General features: G+C 43.2%; 24 protein-coding genes and 2 pseudogenes. 18 read left to right on the forward strand and 8 right to left on the reverse strand.

Annotated elements, in window-relative coordinates; genetic code table 11:
* Window positions 1-382: zinc metallopeptidase (locus I656_RS0115095; RefSeq protein WP_033005133.1), on the forward strand; the 382-nt coding region annotated here is incomplete at its 5' end.
* Between the two features lie 111 nt (window positions 383-493).
* A complete protein-coding gene (locus tag I656_RS10730; protein ID WP_013146287.1) occupies window positions 494-1,834 on the forward strand; it encodes a hemolysin family protein in 1,341 nt (446 codons plus the stop codon).
* Between the two features lie 74 nt (window positions 1,835-1,908).
* Here the strand turns inward: I656_RS10730 and I656_RS10725 are convergent, their stop codons facing one another.
* Window positions 1,909-2,808 carry an RluA family pseudouridine synthase gene (locus I656_RS10725; RefSeq protein WP_020754458.1) on the reverse strand — a complete coding sequence of 300 codons (900 nt, stop codon included), beginning with the start codon at window positions 2,806-2,808 and terminating at the stop codon, window positions 1,909-1,911.
* Window positions 2,809-2,946: 138 nt separating this feature from the next.
* On the opposite strand from I656_RS10725, the gene I656_RS10720 reads away from it, so the two are divergent.
* The gene (locus tag I656_RS10720) at window positions 2,947-3,345 is read left to right on the forward strand and encodes a YhcU family protein (protein ID WP_033005141.1); all 399 of its coding nucleotides are present in this window, start codon (window positions 2,947-2,949) and stop codon (window positions 3,343-3,345) included.
* A gap of 35 nt (window positions 3,346-3,380) precedes the next feature.
* On the opposite strand, the gene I656_RS10715 is transcribed toward I656_RS10720, so the two are convergent.
* A complete protein-coding gene (locus I656_RS10715; protein ID WP_033005137.1) occupies window positions 3,381-3,857 on the reverse strand; it encodes a thioredoxin family protein in 477 nt (158 codons plus the stop codon).
* Entirely contained in the window at window positions 3,854-4,288 is a 435-nt protein-coding gene (locus tag I656_RS10710; protein ID WP_033005139.1) for a disulfide oxidoreductase, read from the reverse strand. The genes I656_RS10715 and I656_RS10710 overlap by 4 nt, the downstream gene beginning before the upstream one ends.
* Before the next feature lie 181 nt (window positions 4,289-4,469).
* Here I656_RS10710 and I656_RS10705 point away from each other — a divergent pair, with 181 nt between their 5' ends.
* Window positions 4,470-4,916, forward strand: coding sequence for a CBS domain-containing protein (locus I656_RS10705; RefSeq protein ID WP_013146282.1), 447 nt, complete (start codon window positions 4,470-4,472; stop codon window positions 4,914-4,916).
* 115 nt (window positions 4,917-5,031) lie between these two features.
* Window positions 5,032-6,789: a phospho-sugar mutase gene (locus tag I656_RS10700; RefSeq protein WP_015373995.1), complete on the forward strand. Its 1,758-nt coding sequence runs from the start codon at window positions 5,032-5,034 to the stop codon at window positions 6,787-6,789.
* A gap of 47 nt (window positions 6,790-6,836) precedes the next feature.
* Here I656_RS10700 and I656_RS0115100 read toward each other — a convergent pair whose 3' ends face one another.
* Window positions 6,837-7,094, reverse strand: coding sequence for a YhdB family protein (locus I656_RS0115100; RefSeq protein ID WP_013146280.1), 258 nt, complete (start codon window positions 7,092-7,094; stop codon window positions 6,837-6,839).
* Between the two features lie 186 nt (window positions 7,095-7,280).
* Here I656_RS0115100 and I656_RS10695 point away from each other — a divergent pair, with 186 nt between their 5' ends.
* Window positions 7,281-7,538: an MFS transporter gene (locus I656_RS10695; RefSeq protein ID WP_235048604.1), complete on the forward strand. Its 258-nt coding sequence runs from the start codon at window positions 7,281-7,283 to the stop codon at window positions 7,536-7,538.
* A gap of 13 nt (window positions 7,539-7,551) precedes the next feature.
* Here I656_RS10695 and I656_RS10690 read toward each other — a convergent pair whose 3' ends face one another.
* Window positions 7,552-8,157, reverse strand: a complete 606-nt coding sequence (locus I656_RS10690) for a DedA family protein (RefSeq protein WP_013523015.1) — start codon at window positions 8,155-8,157, stop codon at window positions 7,552-7,554.
* 148 nt (window positions 8,158-8,305) lie between these two features.
* Here I656_RS10690 and I656_RS0115105 point away from each other — a divergent pair.
* The 7 genes and pseudogenes from I656_RS0115105 (at window position 8,306) to I656_RS10670 (ending at window position 14,304) form a co-directional block, all read left to right on the forward strand.
* Window positions 8,306-9,136: pseudogene (locus I656_RS0115105) on the forward strand (SpoVR family protein).
* Between the two features lie 274 nt (window positions 9,137-9,410).
* Window positions 9,411-11,282, forward strand: a complete 1,872-nt coding sequence (locus I656_RS10685; RefSeq protein WP_014194944.1) for an RNA-binding domain-containing protein — start codon at window positions 9,411-9,413, stop codon at window positions 11,280-11,282.
* An 88-nt stretch (window positions 11,283-11,370) separates the two neighbouring features.
* Window positions 11,371-11,592, forward strand: a complete 222-nt coding sequence (locus I656_RS19035) for a hypothetical protein (protein ID WP_020754469.1) — start codon at window positions 11,371-11,373, stop codon at window positions 11,590-11,592.
* Window positions 11,593-11,677: 85 nt separating this feature from the next.
* Window positions 11,678-12,004, forward strand: coding sequence for a hypothetical protein (locus tag I656_RS19040; RefSeq protein ID WP_050572299.1), 327 nt, complete (start codon window positions 11,678-11,680; stop codon window positions 12,002-12,004).
* Window positions 12,005-12,072: 68 nt separating this feature from the next.
* Window positions 12,073-12,654 (forward strand): transposase, encoded by a 582-nt coding sequence (locus tag I656_RS10680; RefSeq protein WP_011230080.1) that lies wholly within the window; start codon window positions 12,073-12,075, stop codon window positions 12,652-12,654.
* Between the two features lie 317 nt (window positions 12,655-12,971).
* Window positions 12,972-13,445 (forward strand): PCYCGC domain-containing protein, encoded by a 474-nt coding sequence (locus I656_RS10675; protein WP_011230081.1) that lies wholly within the window; start codon window positions 12,972-12,974, stop codon window positions 13,443-13,445.
* 136 nt (window positions 13,446-13,581) lie between these two features.
* Window positions 13,582-14,304: a ZIP family metal transporter gene (locus I656_RS10670; protein ID WP_020754472.1), complete on the forward strand. Its 723-nt coding sequence runs from the start codon at window positions 13,582-13,584 to the stop codon at window positions 14,302-14,304.
* Window positions 14,305-14,467: 163 nt separating this feature from the next.
* On the opposite strand, the gene I656_RS10665 is transcribed toward I656_RS10670, so the two are convergent.
* On the reverse strand, window positions 14,468-15,754 hold the full coding sequence (locus I656_RS10665) for an MATE family efflux transporter (protein ID WP_020754473.1): 1,287 nt from the start codon (window positions 15,752-15,754) through the stop codon (window positions 14,468-14,470).
* 89 nt (window positions 15,755-15,843) lie between these two features.
* A complete protein-coding gene (locus I656_RS10660; RefSeq protein WP_020754474.1) occupies window positions 15,844-16,149 on the reverse strand; it encodes a metal-sensing transcriptional repressor in 306 nt (101 codons plus the stop codon).
* Window positions 16,150-16,569: 420 nt separating this feature from the next.
* Here I656_RS10660 and I656_RS19700 point away from each other — a divergent pair, with 420 nt between their 5' ends.
* Window positions 16,570-16,695, forward strand: a complete 126-nt coding sequence (locus tag I656_RS19700; protein ID WP_020279753.1) for a hypothetical protein — start codon at window positions 16,570-16,572, stop codon at window positions 16,693-16,695.
* Between the two features lie 23 nt (window positions 16,696-16,718).
* On the opposite strand, the pseudogene I656_RS0115115 reads toward I656_RS19700, so the two are convergent.
* A pseudogene (locus I656_RS0115115) lies at window positions 16,719-17,616 on the reverse strand (cation diffusion facilitator family transporter).
* A 205-nt stretch (window positions 17,617-17,821) separates the two neighbouring features.
* On the opposite strand from I656_RS0115115, the gene I656_RS17760 reads away from it, so the two are divergent.
* The 4 genes from I656_RS17760 to I656_RS10645 all read left to right on the forward strand — a co-directional run bounded on the left by I656_RS17760 (window position 17,822) and on the right by I656_RS10645 (window position 21,787).
* Complete coding sequence (locus tag I656_RS17760; protein ID WP_223810962.1) at window positions 17,822-18,073, forward strand: metalloregulator ArsR/SmtB family transcription factor; 252 nt, start codon at window positions 17,822-17,824, stop codon at window positions 18,071-18,073.
* A gap of 12 nt (window positions 18,074-18,085) precedes the next feature.
* A complete protein-coding gene (locus I656_RS10655; protein ID WP_025039323.1) occupies window positions 18,086-19,036 on the forward strand; it encodes a cation diffusion facilitator family transporter in 951 nt (316 codons plus the stop codon).
* Window positions 19,037-19,061: 25 nt separating this feature from the next.
* On the forward strand, window positions 19,062-20,108 hold the full coding sequence (locus I656_RS10650; protein WP_011230086.1) for an NAD(P)/FAD-dependent oxidoreductase: 1,047 nt from the start codon (window positions 19,062-19,064) through the stop codon (window positions 20,106-20,108).
* Window positions 20,109-20,437: 329 nt separating this feature from the next.
* A complete protein-coding gene (locus I656_RS10645) occupies window positions 20,438-21,787 on the forward strand; it encodes an Nramp family divalent metal transporter (protein ID WP_020754477.1) in 1,350 nt (449 codons plus the stop codon).
* Window positions 21,788-22,020: the final 233 nt, after the last annotated feature.

Here is a 22,020-nt window from a genome sequence, read left to right on the forward strand (position 1 = left end):
TCAACACCAGCAAGGCTACGCGGCGCTCGTCCTTCGCCACCGGATGTTTCCGATTGTGAACTTCGCTTCGGGCGTTGCGCCGTTGTTGTTGCTCGTTGGATTTGTGCTCCATCAATTTTCGCTGATTGGACTCGGCATTTTGTTTTTCTCGCTGGCGGTGGCCTTCCAAATCATTACCTTGCCGGTGGAGTTTAACGCGAGCGCACGGGCGAAGCGGTTTATGCTGGCTGAAGGGTTGATCGCCCCAAATGAAGCGCGAGGCGTAAACAAAGTGCTTGGCGCGGCGGCGCTGACATACGTCGCGGCAACGTTGATCGCCGTGTTTGAACTGCTGAAATATGTGCTCATTTTCACCCAAGGGAACAATAATGAGGAATCGTAACATATTGGGCCGCCTAAGGCGGCCCAGCGGCATCATCGTCTATCAGCTGCAATGGAAACTTTTGTGTGCAGGAGGTGTAACCTGGGCGCTTCATCCGCGCTCGGAGACGAATTGGATATAGCCAGTTTGCTGTTGGTGGCGTTTCTCATCGCTTGCACCGCCTTTTTTGTCGCTTCTGAATTTGCGATCGTCAAGGTGCGCAGCTCGCGCATCGATCAGCTTGTCAATGAAGGGAATCGACGGGCGGTCGCGGCGAAAAAAGTGATTTCGAATTTGGACGGCTATTTATCGGCGAACCAGCTCGGCATTACGCTCACCTCGCTTGGCCTTGGCTGGCTCGGGGAGCCGACGGTGGCGCGGATGTTGCTGCCGCTGTTTGAACGCCTCCATTTATCGGAATCCGTCTCCCACTTTTTAGCGTTTATCATTTCGTTTTCGCTCATCACCTTTTTGCATGTCGTCGTCGGTGAATTAGCGCCGAAGACGTTTGCCATTCATAAGGCGGAAGCGATTACGCTGTTTACGGCTCAGCCGCTCATCTGGTTTTACAAAATCATGTATCCGTTCATTTGGACGCTCAACAACTCTGCGCGGCTCGTGACGCGCCTGTTTGGCCTCAGGCCGGTGGCGGAGCATGAAATCGCCCACTCTGAGGAGGAGTTGCGCCTCATTTTATCCGAAAGCTACAAAAGCGGGGAGATCAATCAGTCAGAGTACCGCTATGTCAATAACATTTTTCGTTTTGACGACCGCATAGCGAAAGAAATTATGGTGCCGCGCAAAGAAATTGTGGCGCTCGATATTAACAAAAGCGTCAAGGAAAACTTGGACATCATTCGCGAAGAAAAGTATACGCGCTATCCGGTCATTGACGGCGATAAAGACCATGTGCTTGGACTCATCAACGTGAAAGAGGTGTTTACGGACTTTATTGCCAATCCGTCCAACGAAAAGCAGATGAAAGACTATATCCGCCCGATCATTCAAGTGATTGAATCGATCGCCATTCACGATTTGTTGGTCAAAATGCAAAAAGAACGCATCCATATGGCGATTTTGGTCGATGAATACGGCGGCACGTCTGGACTGGTTACAGTCGAGGACATTTTGGAAGAAATCGTTGGCGAAATCCAAGATGAGTTTGATATTGATGAAACGCCGCTGATTCAAAAAATGGACGATCGATTGATCTTGGATGGCAAAGTGTTGATCAGCGAAGTGAATGACTTGCTTGGGCTGGACATTGACGATGATGACGTCGATACGATCGGCGGCTGGATTTTAACGAAGCATTATGATATCAAACCAGGCGAGAGTGTCGAAATCGATGGCTACTTGTTTACGGTGAAGGAAATGGATGGCCATCATGTGAAATCGCTGGAAGTGGCAAAAAAAGAGCCGAGCAAAGAGGAGGAGGCGGCAGGCGCCGAAGAGGAGGAGTTGCGTTTGTAAGGCAGACGGGGGCGTCTGCCTTTTCTCGTTTCGGCCGAGAAATCCCCTCCTCCATTGAAGGACGGCGGAGTAGATCAATTGTAAATGCGCGAAAGGTCGGTGGGAAAATCGCTTGTTGGCGCGAGACAAATGACCTCTTCGTTTGTAAACGGATGGCGGAACGTTAGCTTAGCGGCATGAAGCGCATGGCGATGAAACACTGGTTTGCCGCCATAAAGCACATCGCCGACGAGCGGATGGCCGAGATGGGCCAAATGGACGCGGATTTGGTGCGTCCGTCCAGTCTCGAGAGAAAGCTCAACAAGCGATGTTGACGGGAATGTTTTGATGACGCGATAGTGTGTCACCGCTTTTGCCCCCGTCTTCGAGACGCGCCGGCGCGTTGGATGGTGGCGGTCGCGGCCGATTGGCGCGGAAATGGTTCCTGATTTCGGGGACAAACGACCGTGAACAAGGGCGACGTACGTCCGCTTGATGGCACGGTGGGCGAGCATCCGATCGAGCGTCGCACCGGCAAGCGAGTGTTTGGCAAATAAAATCGCTCCCGACGTGTCGCGGTCAAGTCGGTGAATGTGGCGCACTTTTGTTAAAATTGCCTGCGACTGCAAATAAAACGCGACCGCATTGGCGAGCGTGCCGGTTTGCCCCGGTTCGGACGGATGAATGTCGATGCCGGCTTCTTTGTTCAAGACGAGCAGATGGTCGTCCTCCCATAAAATCGAAAGCTCCCGATATTCTGGAACGATGAACGACGGCTCGGGCTCATATGCGTAAAGCTGAAGCCGGTCGCGTTCGTTGAGCACCGTCTTCCAGGGAACAGCCTGGCCGTTCAGTTTGACGCCGTGTTCCATCCGCCAACGGTGGGCGAGCTTTTTCGAGGCGGCCCATACGTCTTTCAGGAGCTGTTCAATCGTCAAACCGCTCCACCAGCTAGGGATGATGCATTCCAGCCAATCGCCTTTTCTTGTCCACAAAGGTTGTCACACTCCCAATTGTTTGTTAGCTGTGGAAACACTTTCTACCCCTATCCTTGCGCGAGATATGGTACACTCATAGTATCGTCTTCATGATGGAGAACGCAAGCATTGCGGCGAGAAAAGGTGGTATGGACGTTGAAAATGATGTATGCAGCGACTCCGGAACAAGAGCATTACATGCAGTATTTGCTCAACTACTTTTATACCGATGTGTTCCCGTATTACTTCGATGACGAACAAATCCGTCAATTTGAGGAGTGGGGCATTCTTTCGTTAGATCACGAACATGTGGCATATAATGGAACAATGAAGGAGGCTTTCCAAATCATTTCGGCGCTGCAGTCGCTCATTACCGTCATCGAATATATGGGGGAACATGGAGAGTGCGACCAATATGAATGGCTGTTTGCCCGCAACCAAAAAATTTTGGCTCGTCATGGAATCACCTTTCCATTTCGGGCCAAGCAGTTTCTCCATAAGCGGGCGATGCCGTGCAGCATGTATGTTCCCGCTGTGAACCAGTGGGTGATGTAGGGCAAGGGGCTGCGTCTTGTAAAAGGCGCAGCTCCTTATTTTTTTGGCATTGGCAGTGAGGCAAACCATCGGCGAAACGTTTTTTCATCATGGTATCCTTCGATGCGTTTTGCCTCTTTGCCGTTTTCATAATGGACAATGGTCGGGGTTGCTTCAATATGGTATATGTCCCAACCGTCTTCAAATTCGAGCAAGTTGAACAGCTTTAAATCGATGCCAAGCTCCTTTGCTAGCGGCACGACGATCGGCGTTGTCCGGTGGCAGTGCGGGCATGTCGGGCTGTAAAAGTAAACGGTGAGCGTCTTGCCGTCAGCCAGCTGCTGTTTCAACTCCGCGGGCAAAATAATGTTGCGGTAGTTCGGGTCGTCAAGTTGGGCGACAGTGGCTGGGTTCAGCTCGCTTTTATGGTAAGGGTTGTTGCTTGCGGCTTCTTTTTGTTCGTACATCGTAATAAACGCGATCGCAGCGAACAGGACGACAATGATGCCGCCAAATGCGAGCAGTTTTTTCAACGTTCGCTCTCCTTTCTTTGCTGGCGCATGACGGTCCAACTTAACAAAATAATGATCATAAAGGCAGTGAACGCCAAAAATGGAATGGTGATAAATCCAAGCCAGTTTATATATTGCCCTGTGCACGGAATGCGGCCGCAGCTGATGGCGTATTCTTGAAGCAGCGGAATTTTTTGCAATCCATAATGATACAGAGAAATACCCCCGCCAATCAATGACAGTGTGAAGCTATAGCGAGCTGCCGCAGCGTCTTTGCGCACGATGGCGATTCCTAAAATGATGACTTGCGGATACATAAAAATGCGTTGAAACCAGCACAGGTCGCACGGAATGTACCCAAGCACCTCCGAAAAATAAAGGCTTCCGAGGGTGGCGATGAGCGCGGTCGCCCATGCGGCCAAAAGCAAGTGTTCCGCGCGTTCTTGTTCCATCCTTCTCCCCTTCTTCCGTTGCAGACACCGTTGCCCGATCTTACACTGTTCAGCTCCATTATAAGGGATGGAAAACGGAACGTCCATTCATAACCGGCAAAGGGCAGGAAAGAAAACAACATTTTCTATCTATATCGCTCGACAAACGAGCCATACTAATCGGTGAAAGGGGAGGATCACATTGACGAACAACAGCGGAAACAAAGTGCAGGACATTATGACGAAAAACGTCGCAACGATTTCGCCGAACCAAACGGTGCAAGAAGCAGCGCAAATCATGAGCCAAAAAAATATTGGGGCGCTTCCGGTTGTGGAAAACGGGCAAGTCAAAGGGATGATTACGGACCGCGATATTACGTTGCGCGTCTCGTCCCAAGGAAAAGACCCGTCGACCGTCAAAGTAGCGGAGGTCATGACGAACCAAGTCGTCACCGGTACGCCGAATATGAGCGTACAGGAAGCCGCGAATGTCATGGCCCAACATCAAGTTCGCCGTTTGCCGATCGTGGAAAACAACCAGCTTCAAGGCATTGTCGCTTTAGGCGATATTGCGACGAACAGCGCATCAAACGAAGCGGCTGAACAGGCGTTGACGAGCATTTCCGAACCGTCGCAGCCGCAAGGGTAATGGGGGAAAAGGATGCCCACATTTTTTCCAGGGCATCCTTTTTCTTTTGGCAGGTATATTGTATGATGGGAGCGAATACATAAACAGGGAAAATGAAAATCAAGGGGGAACAGCGATGGAGTGGAGACAAAAATACGAACAATGGCTGCGTGAGCCGCAGCTCGATCCGGAATTGAAGCGGTTGTTGGAACAACGCCGCCATGATGAACGATGGCTGGAGGATTGCTTTTACAAAAATCTCGAATTCGGCACCGGCGGCATGCGCGGCGAGATTGGCCCGGGGACGAACCGAATGAACATGTATACGGTGCGAAAAGCGTCGGAAGGATTGGCGCGATACATACAATCGTTTGGCGATGAGGCGAAGCAACGCGGGGTCGTCATTGCCTATGACTCCCGGCATAAGTCGCCGGAATTTGCGATGGAGGCGGCGAAAACGTTGGCGACGAACGGCATTCAAACATACGTGTTTGATGAATTGCGTCCAACGCCGGAACTGTCGTTTGCTGTTCGCTATTTGCGGGCGTTTGCCGGCATTGTCATCACCGCTAGCCATAATCCGCCCGAATATAACGGCTATAAAGTGTATGGAGAGGACGGGGGACAGCTGCCGCCTGCTGTCGCCGACCAAGTGATCCGCTATGTCAATGAAGTCGAAAATGAGCTCGCCATTCATGTGGAAGATGAGAAAACGTTAAGAGAAAAAGGCCTTATTCGCATCATCGGAAGCGAAGTCGATGATGCTTATATCCATGCGGTCAAAACGATTTCCATCCATCCGGAGCTCGCTCGGGAAACGGCGATCCATATCGTGTTTACGCCGCTTCACGGCACGTCAAACAAACCGGTGCGCCGCGCGCTCGCTGAGCTCGGCTACCAAAACGTCTTTGTCGTCAAAGAGCAGGAGTTGCCGGATCCGAATTTCTCGACGGTCGCCTCGCCCAATCCGGAAGAACACGCGGCCTTCGCCATGGCGATGGAGTTGGGCAAGCAAGTGAACGCTGATCTGTTGATCGCCACCGACCCGGATGCCGACCGGCTGGGCGTGGCGGTGAAAAATGACAAGGGAAACTATGTCGTGCTGACCGGCAATCAAACCGGCGGCTTGTTGCTCCACTATTTGCTGTCGCAACGAAAAGCTCAAGGCACTCTGCCGGAAAATGGTGTTGTCTTAAAAACGATCGTGACGTCTGAATTGGGTCGGGCGATCGCCCAATCGTTTGGTCTTGAGACGGTCGATACGTTGACCGGTTTCAAATTCATCGGTGAAAAAATAAAGGAATACGAGCAAACAGGGCAATATGTGTTCCAGTTCGGATATGAGGAAAGCTATGGGTATTTGATCGGCGATTTTGTCCGTGACAAAGATGCCGTGCAGGCGGCTGTCCTCGCGGCGGAAGTGTGTGCGTTTTATAAAAAGCAAGGGCTATCGTTGTATGAGGCGCTCTTGCAATTGTTTGACCAGTACGGCTATTACCGCGAGGGACAACGATCGCTCACGCTGAAAGGCAAAGAAGGAGCAGAGGCGATTGCCGCGATTTTAGCGTCGTTCCGCCAACAGCCGCCGGTGGAGGCCGCGGGGAAAAAGGTGACGGTGATTGAGGATTACAAAACGAAAGAGCGGACGAACACGTTGACCGGCGAAAAAACGGCCATTAATTTGCCGACATCCAATGTGCTCAAGTATATCTTGGAGGATGGCTCGTGGTTTTGTCTGCGTCCATCAGGGACGGAGCCGAAAATGAAGGCGTACTTCGGCGTCAAAGGGACGTCGCTGGGGGACAGCGAAGAAAGACTAGCGCGCTTAACAGAAGCCGTCATGCAACGCGTAAAGGATGTGCTTAGCACCGTTTCGCCTTCTTATGCGCAATGATCAGCACAATCTGCGGGGAATTGGCATCGGCCAATTCCCCGTTCGTTTTACGAGTAAAACTGCGCGTACTGCTCGACTCCCATTTTTTGTTCGCTCACTTCAAGCGCATGGTCAATATAGCGAAGCAAGGCGTGCAACCGCTCCTGGATGACGGAGTAGTCATGTTCAAAATTATAAGCGTGGAGAAACTTTTCAATTTTTTTCGACAGAATATCATCAGGCGTACGCACCATTAAAATGAGCAAATTGTCCCATTCGGAGCGATGCGTGTAATAGAGCGCCTTATCATAGTCGACGGTGTTCAAGCGGCATGCCTCCTTTATCAAGAAGGAGTCATTGTTAGTGTATGACGGCCGGGCGTTTTGTTGCCCTGTAAATGTTGCGACAGAAGGCAAAATATAAATTATAACCGAAATGAAAACGAAAAAGGAAAAATAAATGTTGCAATTTTGTGACAAGGATAGTATCCTCAAAATAAGGGGATGATGAGAATGAACAAACGGCACGAAGGGCAAGAAATCATCAACATGTGCAAATGGATGGCGTCAGTGGGATTGATTGTCGGAGTTGTACTGTTTTTGCTTAGTTTTATCGCAAGCGCTTACAACAAAGACTATTTCTTGACGATCATCAGTCTCAGCATTATCGGGGCCTCGATGTTTATGTTCGGATTCGGCCTGTTTATGGGTCTGCTGACGGAAACGTACCATGCGGCCCGCGCGAGAACGTATAGCGCGCATAGAGAATGAAAAACACCGGAGATTAGCCCGGTGTTTTTCGCTTTTGCTGGATGTACCAATAGAAGATGGCGAAACCAAGAGCGACCAAAAAGACTGGAAATAAGAATGGACGGTAGGCATGGATGTACTGCTTGACGGCCATCCAGCGGCTTTCAAAATAGGCGCCGATCGTCAAAAAGACAGCGACCCACACCATCGCCCCGCTGTAGGCGAACAAAGCAAACTTTCTCCAACGGTAGGCGTTCATGCCGGCCCAAAAGGCGGCGAGATGCCGAACGCCGGGGATGAAATAGCAAATGAACAATACCGCTGGGCCGAGCTTCGAAAAAAGCGCTTTCGTTTGCTCGAGCCGCTTCTCCGTAAGATGAAGCTTCGGACCAAATTTATGCAAAAACGGCAGCCCGAGCGTAATCCCGAGCATATAGCTGAGCGAGATGCCAATGATGGCTCCAAGCCAGCAGGAAAGAAAAGCGAGCGGATACGAAAACGCCCCCGTTGAAACGCGGTAACCGGCATATGTCAACAGCAGCTCGTCGGGGATCGGCAGCCCGACGATGCCGAGCATCAGCGCAACCATAATGCCGATGTAGCCAAAATGTTCAATGAAATGATGCCAATATTGATGCAAACGATCACCACGCTTTATGGAAATATGTCGTGTACAACACAAATTATAACGGACGGCAGGCAGAAATGGAAAGCATGGGCAATGATTCAACGTATCAAAATTTCTTTTCCCTCATACATTGTGATAAGAGGAAAAAGGGGGGAGATGGATGCGGAAGGGCGAGCTGAAAGAGCTGGAACGGGCCATTGCCGAAATTACCGAAATTGCGGAAGGATTTGGCCTTGATTTTTATCCGATGCGTTATGAAATTTGTCCGGCGGACATTCTTTATACGTTTGGCGCCTACGGAATGCCGACGCGATTTTCCCATTGGAGCTTTGGGAAACAGTTTTACAAAATGAAGCTTCATTATGATTTAGGGTTAAGCAAAATTTACGAGCTCGTCATCAATTCGGACCCTTGCTACGCGTTTTTGCTCGATACGAATACGCTCATCCAAAATAAGCTGATCGTCGCCCATGTGTTGGCTCACAGCGACTTTTTCAAAAACAACGTCCGCTTCAGCAACACGAAGCGCGATATGGTGGAAAGCATGGCGGCGACAGCGGAGCGGATCAAGCATTATGAACATCAATACGGAAAATTGGAAGTGGAAAAATTTTTGGATGCCGTCTTGGCCATTCAGGAGCATATCGATCCCTCGCTCCTGCGGCCGAAGCTGTCATGGACGTGGAAGATACGGAAGTGTACGAAGAGGAGGAGCCTCCGAAAACATCGACGCCGTACGACGATTTATGGTCGCTTGACGAGCGGAACAAACTGAAAACGCCGCCGCGAAAAAAAACGGCGCAAGTTTCCGCCGCAACCGGAAAAAGATGTGCTATTGTTCATTGAAGAATACAGCCGCGAACTGGAGGATTGGCAACGCGACATTTTAACGATGATGCGCGAGGAAATGCTTTATTTTTGGCCGCAGCTGGAGACGAAAATCATGAACGAAGGATGGGCTTCGTTTCGCAAAGGAGCTTTAAATATGTAAATGTGGAATCACTTGTATACGAAAGTGATTTTTTTATTTGTTTGATGTTGCAATTTTTAATTATTGCTCATTTGATTCATGGTTGCTGTATGGTTCGATAATGTTTAGTGATCATGCTAAAATAACGTTTGTAATACATTTTGTCCTGGTGAATCATAAATTTCTTTGACAAATGGAAAATTGTATAATTTGTTGAATGTTAAAAGGATTGTTTCTTTTCGTTGTCAAATAATTTGTAGTAAATATTAGAAATTTAAAGGGGATATATGGCGGAATGGACGCGAAGGATTTGTTGCGTATTATAGACGATGGAGAAAATGCCGAATTGGAATGTAAAGCAGCCAAAGGCGGGTTACCGAAAGATGTTTGGGAAACGTATTCTGCTTTTGCGAATACAAATGGCGGTATTATTTTGCTTGGGGTCGAGCAAAAAGGACAAGAGTTTTTCCCAGTCGATGTTGATGCAAAAAAGTTAGTCAAAGACTTTTGGGATGGAATTAATAATCCACAAAGGATTAGTAAAAATATCTTAGTGGATCGAAATGTAGAAATTATTGAAGTTGATGGGAAAGAAATCGTGAAAATTTATGTTCCAAGAGCTTCACGTGAGGACAAGCCAATTTATATTGGTCATAATCCTTTTACAGGTACATATCGCCGCAATTATGAAGGAGACTATAAATGTACAAAAGAAGAAGTACAGCGAATGATAGCGGACCAATCTCCAATTCCTCAAGACAGCAAAGTTCTTCCCAATTACGGTTTAAATGATTTGAATATGGAATCGGTGAGAAGTTATCGAAATCGCTTTTCTTCTTTGAAACCAGATCATCCTTGGAATGGTTTAGAACTGAAGGAATTTTTATATAAAATTGGAGCTTTGGGAAGGCTACGCGAAACTAACGAGGAAGGGCTAACATTAGCCGGGTTGCTCATGTTTGGGGAAGAGCGCAGCATTACAGAGTATTTACCACAGTATTTTTTGGAATATCGGGAAAAGAGTTCGGATGTGCCGGGGGAGAGATGGACAGATCGGATTATTTCTTCCGACGGCACTTGGTCGGGGAATTTGTATGATTTTTATTTTAAAGTGATCCGCAGACTAACGGATGATTTAAACATTCCTTTTCAAATGGAGGGGCTTTTTCGCAAGGATGATACAAGGGTGCACGCTGCTCTTCGTGAGGCTTTAGTCAATACGTTGGCTCATGCCGATTACTACGGGCAACGCGGAATTGTTGTCGAAAAGGAAAAGATGTTATTTCGATTTTCCAACCCGGGTGTTCTTCGGATTCCTTTGCAACAAGCACTGAAAGGTGGAATAAGTGATCCGAGAAATCCAACGATTTTTAAAATGTTTATGTTAATCGGACTTGGTGAACGGGCAGGGTCGGGGATTGAGAATATTCATTTGGCGTGGAAAGAACAACATTGGACTGCCCCAGAATTAATTGAAGAATTTCAGCCGGATCGCACGATTCTTACGTTGCGAACAACTTCATTATTACCGCAGGAAAGCGTCGATTTTCTAAAAGCAGTTCTTGGGAAACATTATAAGTTTTTAACCAATGATGAAGTATTAATTTTAGTGACGGCACATCAAGAAAATTATGTGACCAATACGAGATTGCAAAGCCTGACAGATAAAAAGAGTGATGAAATAAGCAAATTATTATCCGGACTGGTGGAAAAAGGATATTTAGAACCAAATGGACAAGGAAGAGGTACAAAATATACGCTAACGGAAATGTTTCATCAAAAGTCTATAGGGAACTCCAGATATAATCGGATAAGCTCCGGACCTAATGTTAATAACTCCGGACCTAACGCTGCTAACTCCGGACCTAACGAAAACGAACAAACAAAAGATCATGAAAAAGTGCTATTGGATATTTCTGAATTAGCAAGGAAGAAAAAGAGATTAAATCCTTCCGAAATGGATGAGATCATTTTAAATCTTTGTGCAATTAAGCCGTTAACGCTCAAAGAATTAAGTCAATTACTGAATAGGCAGATGGATCCTCTTCGCAAAAAGTACATTTCACGATTGCTTAAGGAAGGGAAATTAGAACCGCTATATCCAGAGCAAATAAACCATCCGAAACAAGCATATATGACACGATCTCTTTTTACAAACCAGCATTAGGATATTGGATTCCTAATGCTGGTTTATTGTTATTAGACAAATTTCCCTTCTCATATAGTTTTACAAAATATGATGGGGAGGGGTACGAATGAAGCTTGATGGGATTTGGATGGAATCCATTGAATTAGATAAAATTGTCCCCATATACGTTGAAAATGTTTCAAAAAGAGCAGTAGAGAAAATGGTCAAAATATTAGAGGGAGGGGATCAGTTAAGCAGCCATGTTATTGTTGAAAAGGATCGAACGGAAGATAAATATTGGTTAGTTGCGGGGTACCCAGAATACTTAGCATATAAAAAAAATGAATGAAATGCATAAAAGGTGCCCAAAAATATTTTGCGTTATTCAGCGATATTCGAATGAAACGGAACAACGAATTAAGTTGCTAAGGAGGATGTTCCATCATCAAACAACAAAGTGGTTAGACAAACATATGTTGATTGATCAAATGGTTAATAGCGGAGTAAAGGTTGTCACGATAGCCCGAAAGCTGGGAGTTACTCAAGCTGAGATTGAAAATTATTTTGTCCATCCGGATATTCCTTTTGACATAATCAAAAAAGCCCGGGAAAATGAAGGAAGTTTGATAAACATAGAAAAAATTCGCAAATTGCCAATCCATTCAATGCTTAAACACAAGTTATATCAGCAAGCAGTATTACCAAAAAGTCACCCTGACCGATTGGTGATGTATAAAAGTTTGTGTAAAACATTTTGCTAGAACAAAAGAAAAAAGGTAGGGTATTCTCTGATTGGACCAAAAATCTTAGAGAAAGGAGAACCCTACCTATGTCTAAAAGAAGTATACCGAATGTCGACTGGGCAAATCAACTGGAAAGTGTTATTCGTCAATTTGTGAAAGAAAAATTAGAGCTGATTATGCGGGAAGAAATCAAACATTTCCTCGAAATCGAACAGGCTCGAACACCGAATAGGAGAAACGGCTGCTATCTCCGTTGTGTTCGGAAAAAAGATCAATTCGAAATGGCGGAGGACCTGAAACTCATTTATCGTTCTCCGAATAAAGAAATCGCATTGGAGATGTTTCAACAGTTTCAATCCAAATGGTCTCACAAATACCCAAGGGAAGTCCAATCGTGGGCAAATGAGTTGGATGTCCTTCTCACCTTTATGGACTATCCGAGCAGTATTCGAAGTGTGATTTATACAACCAATGCCATTGAACGAACGATCAAAGAGATTCGGAAACGTCTAAAGCCGATGAACAGTTTGAGCAGTTTAGAAGCCGCGGAAAAAGTCGTGTATTTGACCATCCAAGATTTTAATGAGAAATGGGCAGGGCGAAAGTTAAGAGGATTTGCCGAAGCACAGGAAGCCCTCGAGCGAATGTTTGAAGAACGTTACAATTAACCAAATAATGTAAATATCAAACCAATACGATAAGGGGATTCTCCCTTTCTGCGCAATAGACTGAATATTCAGTCCCTCGTGTGGAGGAAACTAGTCCCCTATCCATTCCAAATCCATTTCAGAGATACCCTATCTATCTTGCATTACACAAAATTCTTGACGGTACCTATTATAACTGATCATATTATAGTTGACTAATATAATATGTTGATTTAGCTTTATAAATTGACAATATTTTGAACAATTTATTATTACGCTGAATATGTCCACCCCTTATGATATATTAGTCATGTCTAATGTTATAAGAGGTGACAAGGATGAAATATAAGGGAATGATTGTTTTACTTCTGCTCACTTTGATCATTTCGGCTTGCAGTTCCAATAAAGAACAATCACATCAAGAGCATTCTTCCAATGGGGATTTGCAAGAAAAAACTGCTTCTGCTGACGTTTTACCGACCTTTTTGAAAGGTCAAAGTGAAGAGGTCCGCTTGGTATATCAAGCTGCTGGCAAATCAATAGAGTTGTTACAATGGATTCCTTGTTATTGCGGTTGTGCCGAGAGTGCGGGACATAAAAGTAGTATGAATTGCTTTGTCAAAAAAATCAATAAAGATGGTTCTGTTGTCTGGGATGACCACGGTACTCGTTGTGGTGTTTGCTTACAAATCGCAGCGGAATCCATTAAAATGAAACAAGAAGGTAAGTCTATAAAGGAAATTCGCCATTACATTGATGAAAAGTACAAAGAAGGTTACGCAAAACCAACTAAAACTCCAATGCCTTTATAATAAACAAACCTCACTTTTCCGAAAACGAAGGCTTTACAATCCTCCCACGGTGGAGGATTTTTTGTTTTCTTAAGGCATATTTTATAAGTTTGGCAGATATAAAAGTAAAGACAACTTAGTACAAGGGGGATGATGGATGAACTCACTTTGGCTTTTAGGGTTTTCTGCTTCTGCTATTGGAATGTTATCTGGCGGAGTGATTGCTTGGTTGTTTAAAGGCTGGCAAAAAGGAACGCCAACCATTTTTTCAGTATGTAGTGGTATGATATTTGGACTGGTCACGATGGAAATTTTGCCTGAAAGCATAGAAATTGGAGGTTGGTTTATTGCTATTGTCGGATTGATTTTTGGTTATTTTATTTATAAGCATCTAGAAAAGGTTTCCCATCATGTGATCATTATTACCAATGACGCTAAAAAAGACTTATTTGTACATTCTGGTCTATTTTTAACATTCAGTATTGCCCTACACAATTTTCCAACAGGCATCGCACTTGGAGCCAATACTCACGATTCATTGACTAAACCAATGATGACTGCGATTATGCTTCACAATATTCCAGAAGGTATTGCTGTTTTTACTCCCTTGCTGATGGCTGGGTTTGGAATTCTCAGCATCATACTTGGGGCAACCATAGCCTCCGCCCCCGTAGGAGTTGGAGCCTTCATAGGAAGCAATTATGGAATGGGGGTCCCTTGGCTAGTAGCAATGATTATCGCGTTGGCGATGGGGGTCATGCTTTCCGTGACGGGAAAAGAGATTTTCGGAACAGCTTTACGCACATCTACAAAAATATACTGCGTTATCATAGCTATAATCGGTTTTGTATTGGTTTCATTTTACTTATTTTTTCTGTAGGCTCTGTTAAAAGCATGGTTGTTTTCCATGGAAAGACGAATGAACTCCCATCATCTGTGGTGAAGCTCGCTCTAAGGATGACTAACTGGCAATAATGTTCCATTATAGGTATAGTTTTTTTGGGGTAAAGATTTTCGATAGAACCTTTCCCCCATTTATTTGATTAGTGCTGATATTCTCCTTGATTAGATAGATAAAACATTCGCTTTTTAAACATAAAGAACAAAAAGATGGCACGAACAAATAAATCTATAGCTATCGATAACCAAACACCAACTATACCCATTCCTAATTGAATTCCCAATATATAAACACCTACAACACGAATGATCCACATTCCTATAGCTGTACTGTACATTGGACTTTTGGTATCTCCTGCCCCCTGTAAAGCACCTGCTAAAACTAAGCCAACAGCCAACGCTGGTTGAGCAAATGCATCAATTCTTAATGCCGTAGTCACCATATCGATTGCGTTTTTATCTGTGGTAAACCAAGCTGCGAACCAAGGTGAAAAGAAAAACAATATAATTCCGACGAAGGACATAAACCCTACGGCAATTCCTGTGGTTAGCATTCCGTATTTATAAGCTTCTTTTTCAAGTTTAGCCCCAATGCTTTGCCCTACCAATGTCGTAGCAGCTACAGCTAAGCCATAACCCGGCATATAAGAAAAGGTTTCAATATTTCCTGCAATTGTATGAGCGGCATAGGTTTCGGTACCGATTCGGACAATCAATCCAAAATAGAGTACCTGACCCAAACGCATAATAAGCCTTTCTGCTGCTGCCGGTCCAGATAACTTTAAAATTGGAGAAGTAAATGATTTACTTGACGTACCGCCAAAAATCGAGAAAGAAACTTTGGACTTTTTAATGTAATAATAAAGAGCGATTGCACCTAGAATACGAACAATTACCGTTGCCCAAGCTGCACCGGCAACCCCAAACCCATTAAACCCTAGTCCGAATATGAGGATGTAATCTAATGCAATATGAATAAAATTAATCCACCAACTAACTTTCATTGGTGTTTTTGTATCCCCAGCAGCTCTTAAAATACTTCCAAAAATAAACATAAGGGAAATGAAAATGGATGGTCCCGCAACAATACGAAAATAAACGGTTCCATCAGCCAAAACATTGGGTTCCGCACCCATTATTCGAAGTAGTGGTTCAGCAAACAATAAAGTAATAATACCCAATAATAAGCCTGCTATAGAAGAAATCCAAGTTGATTGTTTTGCTACAGCCTTTGCCTTTTCAAAATCCCCGGCTCCTATATAACGAGCAACAAGCGAGGACGTACCTACTCCGATTGCCATAAAAACCGCGATATATACAGCTAAGACAGCATTAGCCACACCAACTGCGGTGACTTCATTTAATCCGAGTTTAGAAACAAAAAGAGTATCGACAAAACCAACCACAGTTTGGAGAATATTTTCAATCATGCTGGAACAGCCAAGGAAATGATCATGGAAATCTTTTGTTTGGTTGTTTGCTCCTGAATAATGCGTTCTGAAAGCATATCAATCACTTCCTAACGTATGAAATTATCTAAAGCTTTTTTTAAATCGTTTAATACTTGATCTTCATTGCCTTGGTGTACGGCATCAACAAGACAACTTTCCATATGGTCTGCAAAGATCACTTTTGCCGTGCTATCCAAAGCTTTTCTAACTGCTGCAATTTGCAAAAGAATATCTGGACAATCACGCCCTTCAGCAGCCATTTCCTTAATAGCTCTAACGTGTCCTTCGATTCTTGCTAATCGGTTAATAACTTGTTTTCGGTATTTATGTTCATGATTGTGTCGATGACTATGTTCACGATTTTTTTCACTCATACTAATCCCTCCTTAAATAATAATATCCCCCCATGGGGGATATGTCATTATAAAAAATCCCACCTAAAAAAGATGAATCTTTACATCATGAAGTCACCTATTGCACTAACGGGAATCGATAGTTCAAGATGGAAAAGAAAAAAGACCGACATAAAATAACGGGTTCAGTTAAGAGGTGGAAAGATTAAAATGACAAGCAAATTGGCGTTCAAACTTAAAACAGTTTTGGAACGTCTTTTTTCTTGTCATATCACAAGACATCGCTAAAAATATGAAAGCGGATGTGACACAACTAAAATGTGGGGATGATATGGTATACAGAACGTAACAAGGAGGATGCTAAAAATGAAACCCAAAACGAACAATAAAAAGCGGTCATTTTGAATCGATCGATAAACTGCATTCATACGGAGGTTTCTAATGAACAGGGATAAAGACAAGAAAGAAACAGAAAAAAAAGAGGAACAAATACAACAAACAAGTAATGAGGATAACGTCATACGGGAACTTGAAGAAGAATTTACAAAAGATGTGCTGATATTTTAAAGGACAGCTCACTGCTGTCCTTTTTATACCCTTAAATCGGCATGTTGCAAGTCCGATTTTTCCACTTGAATGGTCGTATGCAAGATGTGAAATTCTTCTTCAATCCGTTGGATAGACTGTTTCAAAATGTCCTGACTATCCTTGGTATCATCGATGAGCAAATGGCAACTGAGCGAATCCAACCCAGAGGTGATTGTCCAGACGTGTAAATCGTGAACATCTTTTACCCCCTCAATGGACTGAAGCGTTTGCTTTACTTTCTCCATATCAATGGTAATCGGCGTTCCTTCCATCAGGATGTGGAAGGAGCTGCTTACTACACCCCAAGCGCTTTTTAGGATTAATAGCGACACGACAACACTGATGATGGGGTCAGCCACATACCAGCCGAAGAAGTACATTACAATCCCTGCCACGATTGCCCCAACTGCACCTAATGCATCAGAGATAATATGCAAATAGGCACTTCGCACATTTACATTTTCTTTGGTATCACTCTTTTTTGTTAAAATAAATGCGCTAGTCATGTTTGCCAACAATCCAATGGTAGCAATGAGCATCATTGTACCGCTTGAGACTGTTGGAGGTTCAAAAAAAACGTTTATAAGCTTCGTAAGAAATAAATCCCGCAATGACGAATAAGAGCAGTCCATTCAACAGAGCTGCCAGTATTTCAAATCGGTAAAAACCGTATGTTTTTCGTGGAGAAGGTGGTCTTGCGGCGAACCACATAGCGACTAAGCTCAAAGCTAGAGAGCCAATATCGCTTAACATATGCCCTGCGTCTGATAATAATGCTAGGCTATTCGTCAATAGTCCGCCAAAGAACTCCAAAACCGTTATCCCCGAAGTAATAAGAAGAGCGATCATTAATCCCTTTTTGTTATCCGGTACGTGGGAATGATTATGATTGTGTCCCATATCATCAGCCTCCTTCCATTCATTATGAGCTAAATCATACATTTTCATTAAAAACATTTCCTAAACTTGACAAAAAAATGAATGTAAAATATGATACATACATATGAACATATGCTCATATATAATAAATAAGGTGAGGGAAATCATCATGAAGACAGAAGACCATTCTTTCTTAAAATCTGAAACCATTGAAAATGTATCGTAAATATTTAAGGTATTATCTGATCCAACAAGAATCAAAATTCTTTATTTGTTATCGCAAGAAGAGTGCAATGTCAATCACATTGCAGAAGTGTTGGAAATGTCTCAATCAGCCGTTTCCCATCAGCTTAGTATGTTACGAAATCTGAGACTGGTTAAGTATCGCCGTGAAGGAAAAACACTGTTTTACTCCTGCGATGACGAACACGTTATTTCATTATTAAAACAAGCCATTGACCATGCTGAACATCATTAAGGAGGCAATTTTATCGTGCATCATCACCACCATCATTCTCACGACCACCATGGTCATCACCATCACCACGGACACCATCACCACGACCACGGCAGAGAAGGTAATAAAAAAGGGCTTACGATTGCCCTTCTCATTACCGCTGGAATTATGTTATTAGAGTTTTTTGGAGGTTTAATCACAAACAGCCTAGCCCTTCTTTCTGACTCTGGTCATATGCTTAGTGATGCCAGTTCACTTGTTCTTAGCTTAGTTGCAATTTGGTTTGCCACCAAACCAGCTTCCCCAAATAAAACGTATGGCTTTTATCGTTTTGAAATTTTAGCCGCTTTATTTAATGGAGTTACCTTGTTTGTTATCGCTGGGTTTATCGTATGGGAGGCTATTCAGCGTTTTTACAACCCACCAACCGTAGCTAGCGGCTCTATGATGCTGATTGCGTCCATTGGACTTTTTGCCAATCTTTTAAGTGCCTGGGCGTTAATGAAAAAAGGGGATGTAAAAAATAATGTCAATCTGCGTAGTGCCTATCTTCATGTGATCGGTGACGCTTTGGGTTCCGTAGGTGCTATCATCGCTGGGCTTGTCATGTGGCTCTTTAGTTGGTATGTCGCTGACCCCATTATTTCCATTTTGGTTGCCTTATTAATCTTGAAAGGCGCTTGGGGAGTGATTAAACATACGGTTCACATTTTGATGGAAGGAACGCCAATTACCATTGACCAAAATGAAGTGAAAAAAGCCTTAGAAAGTATTGAAGGAGTGATTAACGTTCACGACCTTCATATTTGGACAATTACTTCAGGGTTAGACTCATTAAGTTGCCATATTTTGATTGAAGATCATCAAGACAGCCAAAAGGTTTTACAAGAAGCGATCCATTTTATTGAGGACCACTTTAAAATTCAGCATGCAACCATTCAAATTGAAACCTCTCAAATCCATCACGGGGAAATGAAAGTTTAATCCTTTTCAGAAGAGAGGTGATAAAATGCAACACATCGTTGATGTTCTGGTTATCGGTGCTAGTCAGGCAGGACTAGCGATGGGATATTATCTGAAACAAAATAATATATTGTTTGCCATTGTTGGCAAGGAAAATCGAATCGGAGATGTTTGGAGAAACCGATATGATTCCTTAGTTCTTTTTACTCCTCGCTGGTTCAGTTCTTTGCCAGGAATGGCTTTAAAGGGTGACCCGAACGGATATCCAACCAAGGATGAAATTGCCGATTATTTAGAGGATTATGCTCAAAAATTTGAATTACCTATTCATCTGAACACAGAAGTCATTTCCCTTCAAAAAGAAGATGAGATTTTTAAAGTTACAACCAATAATGGTAATTATGTGGCAGAGAAAGTGGTTGTAGCAACGGGTCCTTTCCAAAAGCCATACATTCCACCATTTGCAGAAAGCTTATCCGATAAAGTGTATCAAGTGCATACATCCCGTTATTTGAATCCATCTCAATTACAAGAAGGCTCTGTTTTGGTAGTCGGTGCGGGAAATTCAGGGGCACAAATTGCTGTTGAATTGTCCGAAGACAGAGAAGTTTATTTATCTGTAGGTCATAAAATGAAGTTCTTTCCACTTGAAATAATGGGTAAAAGTATTTTCTGGTGGTTTAAAAAATTAGGTTTATTAAATGTCCATATCAACAGCTCGTTAGGTCAGTTTATCAGTAAGCAAAGTGACCCTATTTTCGGTAAAGAACTGAAACATTTAATACAAGAAGGCAAAATTAAAATTAAACCCAGAACAGAAAGTATTTTAGGAGATGTTATTTCTTTTGCAGATAACAGTCAAATTCAAGTTCAAAATGTCATTTGGGCAACTGGATTTTATTCTGATTACAGTTGGATTCAAATTCCGAATGTTTTAGACCATAGAGGAAAGCCCATTCACCAAAGAGGGGTAACTTCTGTGAAAGGATTGTACTTCTTGGGATTGCCGTGGCAGTATCGAAGGGGATCTGCTCTTATTGGAGGAGTGGGTGCCGATGCAGAGTATTTGATAAATGATATTTTAAACCATTGAAGGTGCTTGCAATGTTGTGGTTAGAACTTTTTATAGCCCTTCTAAGCTTAGCGTAAGTGGGAGAGTATTCATTCAAACATAAGCTTCAAATATCATTAAATGGTTTGAACAAGGTCAGTACCTTGTTCAATATTTTAGCGATCTTAAACTAACAAACGATAAAAGTTTCCATTGACTAAAAAAGTTTCTGATGTACAATTTATTTAGGCAACATTTTCTTTGCTCTTACATATATCTAATTCTAAGTTGTAGGAGCAAATTTTTTTACCCCAAAAGTTTCCTTAATGCAAAATATTTAGCGAAAACCAATCATGAGGTGATCATCATGAGTGAAAATAAAAAAAAAACTGCCGTTAGTCGTTGAGGAAGGTTGGAGAAAGAAACGGACACAACCAACATTGCCCGAAGTATATAGAAGTTTGCGTATACCAAAAACGGGTTCTTGGATGAAAAAGTTTCTTGCGTTTGCTGGACCAGGATACTTAGTTGCCGTGGGGTATATGGACCCGGGAAACTGGGCGACTGATATCGCAGGAGGTTCCCAGTTCGGATACACGTTGCTTTCCGTTATTTTGCTTTCCAATTTAATGGCAATATTGCTTCAAGCATTGGCTGGCAAGTTGGGAATTGTAACGGGAAGGGATTTAGCCCAAGCTTGTCGCGACCATTACAGCAAGCCTGTAGCAATGATCTTATGGGTTTTATGCGAGTTGGCAATCGCAGCTTGTGATCTAGCCGAAGTGATCGGTTCGGCAATCGCTTTGAAATTGTTGTTTGGCATTCCGTTAATATATGGAGTGATTATTACAGCTCTGGATGTACTGGTCGTATTGCTATTACAGAATAAAGGGTTTCGTTATATTGAAACGTTGGTAATTGTTTTAATTCTAACCATTGGTGCTTGCTTTGTGACTGAAATCTTTCTTTCTAAGCCAGATGTAGGTGGCATATTGAAGGGATTTGTTCCAAGCCCAGAGATTATTAACAATCCATCCATGCTCTATATTGCAATCGGTATTTTAGGTGCAACCGTAATGCCTCATAATCTTTATCTGCATTCTTCCATTGTGCAGACACGTCAATACGAACAAACCAGCTCGGGTAAACGACAAGCGATCAAATATGCCACTTGGGATTCAACCATTGCACTCTTTTTCGCTTTATTTATTAATGCATCTATCCTTATTGTTTCTGCTGCTACATTCCATAAAGCAGGAATGAAAGATGTTGCGGAGATTGAAGATGCTTATCACTTGCTTGCTCCACTGCTTGGAACAACACTTGGAAGTATTTTATTTGGAGTTGCTTTGTTGGCTTCTGGTCAAAACTCCACATTAACAGGAACCTTAGCTGGTCAAATTGTGATGGAAGGTTTTCTAAACATTCGCCTTCCTGCTTGGTTAAGAAGGCTGATCACTCGATTGATTGCCATTGTCCCAGCCGTTGTTGTAACTGCTCTTTATGGCGAAAGCGGAACGGCTCAATTACTTATTTTGAGCCAAGTTATTCTTTCTTTACAGCTCTCTTTCGCGGTAGTGCCTCTCGTTCAATTCACTAGCGATAAAAAGAAAATGGGCGAGTTCGCAAATCCATTATGGTTGAAAGTTCTTGCTTGGATGGTAGCGATGGTGATTATCAGCTTAAACGCATATTTATTGTTCCAAACATTCTTTGGTTAAGAAATAGTAAACCTCATTATCTTTTTGCGGATAATGAGGTTTATTGTTTTTAGCTAATAGAATTTTTTGATGTAGCTAATTAAATGAAATGCCTGGTAAATATTAGGTTGATTTTTTACATCCAATTCTTTTTTGTTTTTCATTCAAATAAATGTTTGAATAATAAAAGAAATGAGGTATAATATATTCAAACGGAAATTTGAATATGAAAGGGGGATAATGAATGAGTAAGA

The sequence above is a fragment of the Geobacillus sp. WSUCF1 genome (assembly GCF_000422025.1).
GTDB classification, from domain to species: Bacteria; Bacillota; Bacilli; order Bacillales; family Anoxybacillaceae; genus Geobacillus; species Geobacillus zalihae.